This window comes from Streptomyces sp. NP160 (genome assembly GCF_006335115.1).
Classification (GTDB): domain Bacteria; phylum Actinomycetota; class Actinomycetes; order Actinomycetales; family Quadrisphaeraceae; genus Quadrisphaera.
On record NZ_VDMJ01000066.1, the window covers coordinates 1 to 11,898 of the forward strand.

At 75.3% G+C, this 11,898-nt stretch carries 11 protein-coding genes; 6 read left to right on the top strand and 5 right to left on the bottom strand.

What is annotated here, in order from left to right; genetic code table 11:
• Positions 1–87: 87 nt before the first annotated feature.
• Complete coding sequence (locus FHN55_RS21725) at positions 88–795, bottom strand: pyridoxamine 5'-phosphate oxidase family protein (protein ID WP_218974917.1); 708 nt, start codon at positions 793–795, stop codon at positions 88–90.
• Positions 796–908: 113 nt separating this feature from the next.
• Here FHN55_RS21725 and FHN55_RS21730 point away from each other — a divergent pair, with 113 nt between their 5' ends.
• Entirely contained in the window at positions 909–2,321 is a 1,413-nt protein-coding gene (locus tag FHN55_RS21730) for a PLP-dependent aminotransferase family protein (RefSeq protein ID WP_180358008.1), read from the top strand.
• Between the two features lie 22 nt (positions 2,322–2,343).
• The gene (locus FHN55_RS21735) at positions 2,344–3,393 is read left to right on the top strand and encodes a glycerophosphodiester phosphodiesterase family protein (RefSeq protein WP_218974918.1); all 1,050 of its coding nucleotides are present in this window, start codon (positions 2,344–2,346) and stop codon (positions 3,391–3,393) included.
• 25 nt (positions 3,394–3,418) lie between these two features.
• Here FHN55_RS21735 and FHN55_RS21740 read toward each other — a convergent pair whose 3' ends face one another.
• From FHN55_RS21740 to FHN55_RS21755, 4 genes are read right to left on the bottom strand one after another with little or no spacing between them, the layout of a single operon-like run.
• Positions 3,419–3,814, bottom strand: a complete 396-nt coding sequence (locus tag FHN55_RS21740) for a universal stress protein (RefSeq protein WP_139714498.1) — start codon at positions 3,812–3,814, stop codon at positions 3,419–3,421.
• On the bottom strand, positions 3,811–5,418 hold the full coding sequence (locus tag FHN55_RS21745; RefSeq protein ID WP_180358009.1) for a tripartite tricarboxylate transporter permease: 1,608 nt from the start codon (positions 5,416–5,418) through the stop codon (positions 3,811–3,813). The genes FHN55_RS21740 and FHN55_RS21745 overlap by 4 nt, the downstream gene beginning before the upstream one ends.
• Complete coding sequence (locus FHN55_RS21750; RefSeq protein WP_139714499.1) at positions 5,411–5,971, bottom strand: tripartite tricarboxylate transporter TctB family protein; 561 nt, start codon at positions 5,969–5,971, stop codon at positions 5,411–5,413. The genes FHN55_RS21745 and FHN55_RS21750 overlap by 8 nt, the downstream gene beginning before the upstream one ends.
• Complete coding sequence (locus FHN55_RS21755) at positions 5,968–7,008, bottom strand: tripartite tricarboxylate transporter substrate binding protein (protein ID WP_257571194.1); 1,041 nt, start codon at positions 7,006–7,008, stop codon at positions 5,968–5,970. The genes FHN55_RS21750 and FHN55_RS21755 overlap by 4 nt, the downstream gene beginning before the upstream one ends.
• Before the next feature lie 207 nt (positions 7,009–7,215).
• On the opposite strand from FHN55_RS21755, the gene FHN55_RS21760 reads away from it, so the two are divergent.
• The 4 genes from FHN55_RS21760 to sucD all read left to right on the top strand — a co-directional run bounded on the left by FHN55_RS21760 (position 7,216) and on the right by sucD (position 11,869).
• The gene (locus FHN55_RS21760; protein ID WP_139714500.1) at positions 7,216–8,841 is read left to right on the top strand and encodes a sensor histidine kinase; all 1,626 of its coding nucleotides are present in this window, start codon (positions 7,216–7,218) and stop codon (positions 8,839–8,841) included.
• Positions 8,838–9,557: a response regulator gene (locus tag FHN55_RS21765; protein ID WP_139714501.1), complete on the top strand. Its 720-nt coding sequence runs from the start codon at positions 8,838–8,840 to the stop codon at positions 9,555–9,557. Before FHN55_RS21760 ends, FHN55_RS21765 begins: the two co-directional genes overlap by 4 nt.
• Positions 9,558–9,748: 191 nt before the next feature.
• Entirely contained in the window at positions 9,749–10,933 is a 1,185-nt protein-coding gene (sucC, locus tag FHN55_RS21770; protein WP_139714502.1) for an ADP-forming succinate--CoA ligase subunit beta, read from the top strand.
• A gap of 33 nt (positions 10,934–10,966) precedes the next feature.
• Entirely contained in the window at positions 10,967–11,869 is a 903-nt protein-coding gene (gene sucD / locus FHN55_RS21775; RefSeq protein WP_139714503.1) for a succinate--CoA ligase subunit alpha, read from the top strand.
• Positions 11,870–11,898 lie beyond the last annotated feature (29 nt).

Consider the following 11,898-nt stretch of genomic DNA (forward strand, 5'->3'; position numbering starts at 1 on the left):
GATCCACGCCACTCCCTGACTGGCACGGGGCGCCCCTGTGCCAGTCCTCCTGGCACGGGGCCGCCCCGTGCCACCACGGGGGGTGGGTCAGCGGTAGGGCGGGAGCCAGCCGGCGAGGCGCTGCGCCCCGGCGGTCACGCTCGGCGGCACGGGGACGCCGCCCGGGACGTCGTCACCGGTGCGCGGCGCCCCGACGGCCGTGTGCAGCGGCAGCACGCCAGCCCACACGGCGTCGTCCTCCGCCGCGTCCTCGCTCGCCCCGGCGGCGCGGACCTTGACGCTGGCCTCGGTCAGCGGCAGCCGCAGCACCAGCGTGGCGGCCAGCTCGCGCCGCGTGGGACGGCGCACCTCGTCCCAGCGCCCGGGCATGAGGTGCTCGGACAGGACCCGCAGCGCCTCCTCCTTCTCCTCGTCCGGCACCACGGTCGGCACGCCGTAGACGACGGCGCAGCGGTAGTTCATCGAGCTGTCGAACACCGTGCGGGCGTAGACGACGCCGTCGAGCACGGTCACGGTCGCGGTGACGGTCTGCCCGGCGGCCGCCGCGCGCAGCAGGCCCCCGCCCGTGGAGCCGTGCAGCAGCAGCGACTCGCCGTCACGGGCCGCAGCGATCGGCAGGACGACGGCGGCCGGGGTCGGCGACTCGCCCACCACGGCGACGTGCGCGACGAGCGAGCTGTCGAGCACGTCGTGGAGCGCGGCGCGGTCGGTGACCTGGCGGTGGCCGTACCGGGTGAGGCGGGTGCGGTCGGTGACCGGCAGCTCGGGCGCGGTGGTGGCGGGGGAGGTGCTCACGGGAGCAGACTGGCCGCTGAGTGGTCTGCGCGTGCAGGCCACTGGCGGTGGTCGTGAGCAGTCCACTCAGCGACCCTTCCACTGGAGACCACCAGGAGCCCGAGGAGGCCAGCGTGCGCACCGCCGTCGAGCTCGACCTGCCGCTCACCCTCCAGCGCGGAGGCGCCGCCCCGCTGCAGCTGCAGCTCGCCGACGCCCTGCGGGCGGCCGTCCGCGAGCACCGGCTCCCGCCCGGCGCGCAGGTGCCGGCCACGCGCCGCCTGGCCGAGCAGCTGGGCGTCTCCCGCGCCACGGTCACCGCCGCCTACGAGCAGCTGGTCGGGGAAGGCTTCCTCGAGGCCCGCCACGGCAGCGGCACCCGCGTCAGCGGGCACCTCGGAGCCCTGCCGACGCCCCGCACCGCCGAGGCCGGGCCGCGGCACCGCGCAGCGCAGCACCCCGGCGCGGTGGACCTGCGCCCCGGCCGCCCCGACACCTCCCGGCTCGCGGACACCGCGTGGCGCAGCGCCTGGCGCGCGGCAGCGCTCGCCGACGTCCCTGACGGCGAGCCGCCGCCCGCGGGTCTGGTCCCGCTGCGCGAGCAGGTCGCCGCGCACCTGCGCGCGGCGCGGGGCCTCGACGCCGACCCCGCAGACGTCGTCATCACCGCCGGCACCGGCGACGGCCTCGCGCTGGTGGCGCACGTCCTGCGCGCCCCGGCCGGAGACGACGGCGGCCGCACGCCGCGCGTCGTCGTCGAGGACCCGGGGTACCCCTCCTCGGCGCGCTGCCTGCGCCGCCTCGGCGCGCAGCTGGTCCCGGTGGACGTCGACGACGACGGCCTGCGCGTGGAGCGGGTCCCCGCTGACGCTGACGCCGTGCTCGTCACGCCCAGCCACCAGTACCCGTGGGGCGGGGTGCTGCCGCTGGAGCGCCGCGTCGCCCTCCTGGCGCGGGCGCGCGAGGCGGGCGCCGTCGTCGTCGAGGACGACTACGACGGCGAGTTCCGCTACGGCGCGGCCCCGCTGCCGGCGCTGGCGTCGCTGGCTCCCGACCTCGTGGTGCACCTCGGGACGTTCTCCAAGGTGCTCTCGCCGTGGCTGCGGGCGGGCTACCTCCTGGCGCCGCCGACGCTGCGCGAGGCGCTGGCCGACGTGCGGCGGGACCTCGGCGCCCCGGTCAGCGGCGTGCTCCAGCGCGCGCTGTCCGCCCACCTGGCCGGTGGCGGGCTGCGGCGGCACGTCGCGAGGGTGCGCCGCGACCACGCCCACCGCCGCGACCTCCTGCAGCGGCTGCTCGCGCAGCACCCCCACCTGCGGGCCCGCGGGGCGGCGGCCGGACTGCACCTCGTGGTCGAGCTGCCGGCCGGGACGGACGCCGCCGTCGTCCTGGAGCGCGTGCAGGCCGACGGGTTCCTGCTGGCGGACCTCGCCGCGTACGCGGTGGCCCGCACCGACCTGCCGCCGGCCCTCGTCCTCGGCTACGGCGCCGCCACCCTCGGTGAGCTGCGCGGAGCCGTCGCCGCGCTGGCCCGCGCCGCGCGGTGAGCCGCGTGGCAGGGTGCGGGGCGTGATCCGCTCCGTGGGCCGTCGGCCGGTGGTGGTCGGGCACCGCGGCGCGAGCGTGCGGCGCCCCGAGCACACCCGCGCCGCCTACGAGCTGGCCGTCGCCGAGGGCGCCGACGGGGTGGACGTCGACCTCGTGGCCACCGCCGACGGCGAGCTGCTGGTGCGGCACGAGGCCGAGCTGTCCGACACCACCGACGTCGCCGACCGCCCCGAGCTCGCGCACCTGCGCACCACGCGCGTGGTCGACGGGGTGTCCCTGACCGGCTGGTTCTCCCAGGACCTCACGCTCGCGCAGGTCCGCACGCTGCGGGCGCGCGAGCGGCTGCCGCAGCTGCGCCCCGCGAGCGCCGCGCACGACGGCGAGCAGCCGGTGATGACGTTCGCCGAGGTGCTGGCGCTGCGCGAGGAGCTGTCCGCACGAGCCGGGCGCCCGGTGGCGGTGTGGCCGGAGCTGAAGCACCCCGGGCACTTCGCGGCGGCGGGTCTGGCGCTGGAGCCGCTGCTGCTCGCGGCGCTGGAGGCCTTCGGGCTGGTGGGTCTTGACGGCGGGCCGCGTCGCGGCGGGGCGGCCGCTGCCGGCGCCGTCGTCGTCCAGTGCTTCGAGGTGGCACCGCTCCAGCGGCTGCGTGCTGACGCCCCGGGGCTGCGGCTCGCCCAGCTGACGCAGCCGACGGGCGCCCCGCCGGACCTGCGGCTGGCGGGCGACCACCGCGACTACGCCGACCTGTGCACCCCGGCCGGCCTGCGCGAGCTGCGCGGGTGGGCGGACGTGCTGGCGCCGCACCTGGTGCAGGTGGAGCCGCGCGACGCGCGGGGTGTGTCCGCGCGGAGCCGGCTGGTGGACGACGCGCACGCCGCCGGGCTGGCCGTGGTGCCGTACACCGTGCGGCCGGAGAACACCTTCCTGCCCGCGGAGCTGCGCAGCGGCGGTCCGCGCGGCGACCTCGCCGCCCGCGGCGACGTGGAGGCGCTGCTGCGGCAGCTGCGCGAGGACGGGGTCGACGGGCTGTTCACCGACGACCCCGCCGCCGCGCTCGCAGCCTTCGCCTGACCCGGCGGGCGAGGCGCGCGCTGCCTCAGCCGGCCTTGACGGCCAGCACCTGGCAGGGGGCGTGCAGCAGCACGGTCTGCGCGTCGCTGCCGAAGAGCAGCTTGCCGGTGGGCGTGCGGCGCCGGATGCCGATGACCACCAGCGAGGCGCCCAGCCGGTCGACGGCCTCGAGGATGTCGGCGGCGCCGCCGGCCTGGTCGCCCAGGCGGTGCTCCAGCTCGTACGGGACGCCGGACTCCTCCAGGAGCGCCTTCACCTCGGCGAGGTCGTCCTCGGTGGCGTAGCCGGGGTCGGAGTAGGCGTCTCCCTTGGTGGTGTTGAGCACGTGGAGGGACTCCCCGCGCAGGTCGGCCTCCTCCAGCGCCGCCACGAGCGCAGCGCGCCCCTCGGGCTTGGGCACGTAGCCCACGACGATCGTCACCAGGTACCTCCGCTGTCAGAGTCGTTGCGGTGCGGGCGGTCGAGCTGCTCCGGGGAGTGCGGCCTCGTGGCCGCGGCCACCAGGTCGTCCTCGCGCTGCGCCTCGGCGAACACGGCGGCGTCCAGCCGCGCCTGGCGGCGCTTGAGCCACTGCGAGCCCACCAGCGCCAGCACCACGAGCACGTACACCACGGCGGCGAACGGGCTGGTGACCAGTGCCGTCGCGTCGCCCTGGCTGATGGCGAGGGTGCGGCGCAGCTGCTCCTCGGCGATCGGGCCGAGGATGAGGCCCACGATCGCCGGGGCGATCGGGAAGCCGTAGGAGCGCATCGCCCAGCCGATGCCGCCGAGCACGAACAGCAGCACGAGGTCCTCGATGGACGCTCCCACCGCGTAGGTGCCGAGCGCGGCGAAGGTGAGGATGCCCGCGTACAGGTAGGGGCGGGGCAGGCGCAGCACCTTCACCCACAGGCCCACCAGCGGCAGGTTCAGCACGAGCAGCAGCACGTTGCCGATGTAGAGGCTGGCGATGAGCGCCCAGACCAGCTGCCCCTCCTCGGCGAAGAGGTTGGGCCCGGGCTGGATGCCGTAGCTCTGGAACGCGGCGAGGATGATCGCGGCGGTCGCCGAGGTGGGCAGGCCCAGGGTGAGCAGCGGCACGAGCACGCCCGCGGCCGAGGCGTTGTTGGCGGCCTCCGGGCCGGCGACGCCCTCGATGGCGCCGTGGCCGAACTCGCTGGAGTGCTTGGACAGCTTCCGCTCGGTGGCGTAGCTGAGGAAGGTGCCGAGGTCCGCGCCACCGGCGGGGATGGTGCCGATGGGGAAGCCGATCGCGGTGCCGCGCAGCCACGGCTTCCAGGAGCGCTTCCAGTCGCTGCGCGTCATGCCCTTCCCGGCGATCGGCACCAGCGGGATGGGCCCGCGGCGCAGCCGGGACGCCACGTGCAGCGCCTCCCCGACGGCGAAGAACCCCACCGCCACGACGACGACGTCGATGCCGTCCGCCAGCGTCGGCAGCCCCAGCGTGAACCGCTGCTGGCCGGTGAGGCTGTCGGTGCCGATGACGGCGATGAACAGGCCCAGGGCCAGGGAGGCGAAGCCGCGGGCGGGGGAGGCCCCCAGCATCGCGGCCACCGTGAAGAAGGCCAGCACCGCCAGGGCCACGTAGTCCGCCGGCCCGAGCTTCACCGCGATCCTCGCCACGGTGGGCGCCACCAGGGACAGCGCGACGGTGGCGATGGTGCCGGCCACGAACGACCCGATGGCGGCGGTGGCCAGCGCGGCCGCACCGCGCCCGGCCTTGGCCATCTTGTTGCCCTCGAGCGCGGTGACGATCGACGCCGACTCACCGGGGGTGTTGAGCAGGATCGACGTGGTCGACCCGCCGTACATGCCGCCGTAGTAGATGCCGGCGAACATGATGAACGCCGCGGTGGGCTCCAGCGTGTACGTCAGGGGCAGCAGCAGCGCCACGGTCATGGCCGGCCCGATGCCGGGCAGCACGCCGACGGCGGTGCCGAGCATCACGCCGATGAGCGCGTAGAGCAGGTACATCGGCTGCAGGGCGGTGGAGAAGCCCTCGAGCAGCCCAGCGACGTCACCCAAAGCCGACGACCCCCTCGAGCGGGCCCGCGGGCAGGTAGACCCCGAGCACCTGCGTGAAGACGATGTGGACCACCGTGTTGAGCACCACGGCGACGAGCAGCGCGCGCCACCACGGGCGGGCGCCGAGGGCCCACGCGGTGCCGCCGAACATCAGCGACGCCGCGATCGGCCAGCCCAGCGGCTCGACGAGGACGACGAGCGCGGCGAAGGCGCCGGTGAGCTTGGCGACGGCCACCCAGTCGGCGCCGCCGGAGGTGTCGACGTCCTCGCCCCCCTCCACCTCGCCGCGGTCGCCGCGCAGCTGCGCCACGAGCAGCGCCACGGCCGACAGCACGAGGATCGCGCCCACGGCGTACGGGAAGGCCCGCGGTCCGACCGCGTTGGACGAGGCGGGGATGGCGATCGTGTGCGCCTCGACCAGGGCGAAGACGCCGAGCCCCGCCAGCACGGTCGTGACGACGAGCTCCCCGACGGGCAGCCGCCGCCTCTTCGGGCGGGCGGACGCCGCGGTGCTCCCGGCGGGGCTCTCGGGAGGCGTGTCGAGCGTGCTCACGAGGTCAGGCCGATCTCCTTGAGGACGCCCGCGATGCGCGTCTGCTCCTCGCCGAGGAAGGTCTCGAACTCCTCGCCGGACAGGTAGTCGTCGGTCCAGCCGTTGGTGGCGACGAGCTCGGTCCACGCCTCGGAGCCGTGCATGTCGTCGACGAGCTTCTCGAGCTTGGCCTCGGCCTCCTCGGAGATGTTCGGGGGGGCCACGACGCCGCGCCAGTTGGTGAGCTCGATGTCCAGGCCGGCCTCCTTCAGCGTGGGGGCGTCCACGCCCTCCACCCGCTCCGCGCCGGAGACCGCCAGGGCCCGCAGCTCGCCGGCCTCGACCTGCTCGGCGTACTCGCCGACCCCGGAGATGCCCGCGCTGACCTGGTTGCCCAGCAGCGCCGCCAGCGACTCGCCGCCACCGGAGTAGGGGATGTAGTTGAGGTCGCTGGCCGGCACGCCCGCCTCCTGGGCGAGCATCCCGGCGAGGATGTTGTCGGTGCCGCCGGCGGAGCCGCCCGCGATGGAGACCCCGCGACCTTCGCTCTTCATGGCCGCGACCAGGTCGTCGATGGTCTGGTAGGGGCTGTTGGCGGGGACGACGATGATCTCGTCCTCGCTGGTCAGGCGCGCCAGCGGCGTGGTGTCGGCCAGCGTCGCCTGGGACTTGTTGGTCTCCACGGCGCCGACCATCACCAGGCCCATCACCATGAGGAAGTCCTCGCTGCGCTCGTTCTTGAGCTCGGCCAGGCCCACCGTGCCGCCGGCGCCGCCGACGTTGCTGACCTGCACGCTGCGGGCGAGCTCGTCGGCCTCGATGGCCGAGCCCATGGCGCGGGCGGTCTGGTCCCAGCCGCCGCCCGGGTCGGCGGGGGCCATGATCTCCAGCCGGTTGATCGGCCGGGCGCCGCCGTCGCCGCCGGAGCCGGCGCTCGCGCTGCCCGAGGCGCACGCCGCGGTGGCGAGCAGGGCCGCGGCGCCGGCGCCGGCGAGGGCGGCGCGCAGGGCGCGGGAGCGCAGCGGGCGGGTGCTGGCGGTGGGGGTGGTGCTGGGCACGTGGCGACCTCCTCGTCGTCCGCCCCGTCCTCGGGGCGGAGAGCCGTGCGGCTCGATGACGACGAGGGTGTTCGGTGCGTCCAGCGGATGCCCAGCATGCGGCCGTAGTGGTGGTACCGGCCGTTGCGGTGGTTCTGGTCGTATCGGTCACGCGCATCCGGGGTCGGGCCGTTCCCCGTGCCTGCGGCGGTCGGTGATGATGGGTGCATGCGCCGGCCGATGCCGCTCGGCCCGCAGCTCCTCGCGCTGCAGGCCCTCATCGTGCTGTCCTGCGTGGTGCTGGCCGGCTTCGCCGCCGTCTCGCTGCAGCAGCGCCAGATCCGCCAGGCCTACGGCGACCAGATGATGGCCGTGGCCCGCAACGCCGCGACGCTGCCCGACGTCGTCGAGGCGTACGAGCAGCCCGGTGGTCCCGGAGACGACCTGCAGGACCTCGCGACCCTCCTGCAGCAGGCGTCGAAGGTGTCGTTCGTGGTGTTCCTCGACAGGGACGGGATCCGTCTGAGCCACCCCGACCCAGAGCTCATCGGCTCCCCGAGCACCACCAGCGCCGCGGAGGTGCTGCGCGGGGAGGAGTTCCTCGGCACCCAGACCGGCACGCTCGGGCCGTCGCTGCGCGCCAAGGTGCCGGTCCGCGACGCCTCCGACCGCATCCTCGGAGCGGTCTCGGTGGGCATCGTCGAGTCCGAGCTCGACGACGACTTCACCGAGGACGTCCCCTGGCTGGCCGCCTGGCTCGGCGGCGCCGCGGTGCTCGGCTCAGCAGGCTCCTACCTGCTCACGCGCCTGGTCCGCCGCCGCATCATGGGTCTCGAGCCCGACGAGATCGCCCGCCTGCTGCAGGCCCGCGAGGCGATGCTCCACGGCATCCGCGAGGGCGTGCTCGCCGTGGACGAGCGGGGGCGCGTGGTGCTCGTCAACGACGAGGCGTGCCGCCTGCTCGACCTCGACGGGACGGACGGAGCGCTGAGCGGGCGGTCCGCCGCCGACGTGCTCGACCCCGCCGCGCTGGAGCTGCTGGAGGCCGACGACGACGCCGTGGACGCGCCCCTGCTCGTGGGGGAGCGCGTGCTGCTGGCCAGCCGCACCCCGGCGCTCGTGCACGGCCGGCGCGTGGGGCGCGTGCTCACCGTGAGGGACCGCACCGAGCTCTCGGGGGCCGTGCGCGAGCTGGACGGGCAGCGCAGCCTCACCACCACGCTGCGCGCGCAGGCGCACGAGTTCTCCAACCAGCTGCACGTGCTGCAGGGCCTGCTGGAGCTGGGCCGCACCGCTGACGCCGTCGCCCTCATCGACAGGCTCGGCGGCGGCGGACGGCTGCTGTCCGGCGCCGGGCTCGGCGGCGTGGAGGACGCGTCGGTGTCGGCGCTGCTCATGGCCAAGGCCGCCCTCGCCCGCGAGCGCGGCGCCGAGCTGGTGGTCTCTCCGGTCACGCGGGTGCCCGAGGGCGCCGGCGACGACGTCGTCACCGTGCTCGGCAACCTCGTGGGCAACGCCCTCGACGCCGCCGGGCAGGGTGGGCGGGTGCTCGTCGACGTGCGTGCTCTCGGGCCTGACGGGCGGTGGGTGGTCACCGTCGACGACGACGGGCCGGGCGTTCCCGAGGCGCTGCGCGAGCAGGTGTTCCGGGTGGGCGTGACCACCAAGGCCGGGGGCGACGGCCGCCACGGCCAGGGCATCGGCCTGGCGCTGGTCGCGCGCGTCGCGGCGCGCCGCGGCGGTTCCGCGGCGGTGACCCGCTCCGAGATGGGCGGCGCGCGCTTCGAGGTGGTCCTCGGCGGCGGGACGGTGCGTCCGTCGTCGTCCTCCGAGCTGGCGGGGGCCGGGGCGTGAGCGGGACCGTCGCCAGCACCGTCAGGGTGCTCGTGGTCGACGACGACGTCGCGGTCGCGTCCCTGCACCAGGCGTACGTCGGCACCCTCGAGGGGTTCGCGTGCGTGGGCGTGGCGCACCGGGGCGCCGACGCGCTGCGCGCCGTGGAGGCGCTCGCGCCCGACCTCGTGCTGTTGGACGTGCACCTGCCGGACGTGCCCGGCACCGAGGTGCTGCGGGCGCTGCGGGCCAGCGGGTCCGACGTCGACGTGGTGGTGGTCACCGCGGCGCGCGAGCTGGAGGTGGTGCGCACGTCGATGGCCGGAGGGGTGGTCGACTACCTCGTCAAGCCGTTCTCGCTCGCGCTGTTCACGGAGCGGATGCGGGCCTACGCCGCGCACCGGCGGGCGCTGGCGCGCACGGGAGCGGCCGGTGGTCTGGGCCAGGACGACGTCGACAGGCTGCTCCACCCCGGCGGCGCGGCCGCTGCGCCGCGCGCGCCCGAGCAGCTGCCCAAGGGCCTGTCGCACCGCAGCCTGGAGCTGGTGGTGCAGGTGCTGCGCTCGGCCACCGAGCCCGACCTGTCCGCGGGGGAGGTGGCAGCGCGCTGCGGCATGGCGCGGGTCAGCGCCCGCCGCTACCTCGAGCACCTGGAGCAGACCGGCCGTGCCGTGGTGAGGCCCCGGTACGGCGTGGCCGGCCGCCCGGAGAACGGCTACGCCTGGCTGCACCGCTGACGCCGCTGGCTGGGCGCGCCGCTCCTGCGACGAGCGGGGGAGCGGGCGTCACGACCGGGGGCTCGGCGGGGCGCCCAGCAGGGGATCGTTAGGCTCGCGGGCGCACCCCGCGTGCAGGCTGGGCGGCCCACGAGCAGGTTCCGCCGGCGCGCGGGACACCCGCAGCGGCCGACGATGGAGGCGCAGCCCCAGTGGACCTGTACGAGTACCAAGCACGCGACCTGTTCGAGTCCCACGGCGTCCCGGTGCTGCCGGGCCTGGTGGCCACCACCCCCGAGGAGGCCCGCGCCGCTGCTGAGCAGCTGGGCGCCGGCGTCGACGGGAAGGTCGTCGTCGTCAAGGCGCAGGTGAAGGTCGGCGGCCGCGGCAAGGCCGGCGGCGTCAAGGTGGCCCGGTCGCCCGAGGAGGCTGCTGACCGGGCCAGCGACATCCTCGGCATGGACATCAAGGGCCACACGGTCCACAAGGTGATGATCGCGGCCGGCGCCGACATCGCCACCGAGTACTACGTCTCCCTGCTGCTCGACCGCGCCGAGCGCCGCTACCTCGCCATGGCCAGCGTCGAGGGCGGCATGGAGATCGAGCAGCTCGCCGTCGAGCGCCCCGAGGCGCTCGCCCGCGTGGCCGTCGACCCGGTCACGGGCATCGACCAGGCCAAGGCCGACGAGATCGTCGCGGCCGCGGGCTTCGGCGAGGACGTGGCGGCGCAGGTCTCCGACGTCCTGGTGAAGCTCGGCACGGTGTACCGCGAGGCCGACGCCACGCTGGTGGAGGTCAACCCGCTGGTGCTCACCGGCGACGGCCGCGTGGTGGCCCTGGACGGCAAGGTGTCGCTGGACGACAACGCCTCCTTCCGCCACCCCGAGACCGCCGCGCTCGCCGAGGAGGAGGCCGCCGCCGGCGACCCGCTCGAGGCCAAGGCGCGCGCCAGCCACCTCAACTACGTCAAGCTCGACGGCGAGGTCGGCATCATCGGCAACGGCGCGGGGCTCGTCATGAGCACCCTCGACGTGGTCGCCCAGGCCGGCGAGGAGTTCGGCGGCGTCAAGCCGGCCAACTTCCTCGACATCGGCGGCGGCGCCTCGGCGCAGGTCATGGCCAACGGCCTCGACGTGATCCTCGGCGACCCGCAGGTCAAGAGCGTCTTCGTCAACGTCTTCGGCGGCATCACCGCGTGCGACGCGGTGGCCAACGGCATCGTGCAGGCGCTGGAGATCCTCGGCGACGAGGCCACCAAGCCGCTCGTCGTCCGCCTGGACGGCAACAACGTGGTGGAGGGCCGGCGCATCCTCGCCGAGGCCGCGCACCCGCTGGTGACCGTGGTGGACACGATGGACGGCGCGGCCCGCAAGGCCGCCGAGCTGGCTGCGGCCTGACGGCCCGGACCGAGCAGCGAGGAGAACAGAACCATGGCGATCTTCCTGACCTCCGAGTCCAAGGTCATCGTGCAGGGCATGACCGGCTCCGAGGGCCGCAAGCACACCCAGCGCATGCTGACCTCCGGCACCACCGTCGTCGGCGGGGTGAACCCCAAGAAGGCCGGCGAGACGGCGGAGTTCACCGGCGCCGACGGCTCGCCCGTGCAGGTCCCGGTCTTCGGGTCCGTCGCGCAGGCCGTCGAGGAGACCGGCGCTGACGTGACGGTCATCTTCGTGCCGGCCTCCGGCACCAAGGCCGCTGCCGTCGAGGCGATTGACGCCGAGGTGCCCCTCGTCGTCGTCATCACCGAGGGGGTGCCGGTCAAGGACACCGCGGAGTTCTTCGCGCACGCCCAGGCCAAGGGCACCAGCCGCGTCATCGGGCCGAACTGCCCCGGCCTCATCACCCCGGGCGCGTCCAACGCGGGCATCATCCCCGCCGACATCACGCCCGCCGGGCGCATCGGCCTGGTCAGCAAGTCCGGCACGCTGACCTACCAGATGATGTACGAGCTGGCCGACTTCGGGTTCTCCACGGCGGTCGGCATCGGCGGTGACCCGATCATCGGCACCACCCACATCGACGCCCTCGAGGCGTTCCAGGCCGACCCGGACACCGACGTCATCGTCATGATCGGCGAGATCGGCGGCGACGCCGAGGAGCGCGCGGCGGCGTTCATCAAGGAGAACGTCACCAAGCCGGTCATCGGCTACGTGGCCGGCTTCACCGCGCCCGAGGGCAAGACCATGGGCCACGCCGGCGCCATCGTCTCCGGCTCCGCGGGCACCGCCCAGGCCAAGAAGGAGGCCCTCGAGGCCGCCGGTGTCAAGGTCGGGCGCACCCCGTCCGAGACCGCGGCGCTGGCCCGCGAGGTCATGCAGTCCCTGGCCTGACGGCCACCGCGACGGGCGCCGCGCCCCTC

What these genes read in the sequence shown, in the direction of transcription:
- FHN55_RS21760 (WP_139714500.1), top strand. Translation starts at nt 7,216, where the DNA reads ATGCGCCGGCCGATGCCGCTCGGCCCGCAGCTCCTCGCGCTGCAGGCC.
- sucD (WP_139714503.1), top strand. Translation starts at nt 10,967, where the DNA reads ATGGCGATCTTCCTGACCTCCGAGTCCAAGGTCATCGTGCAGGGCATG.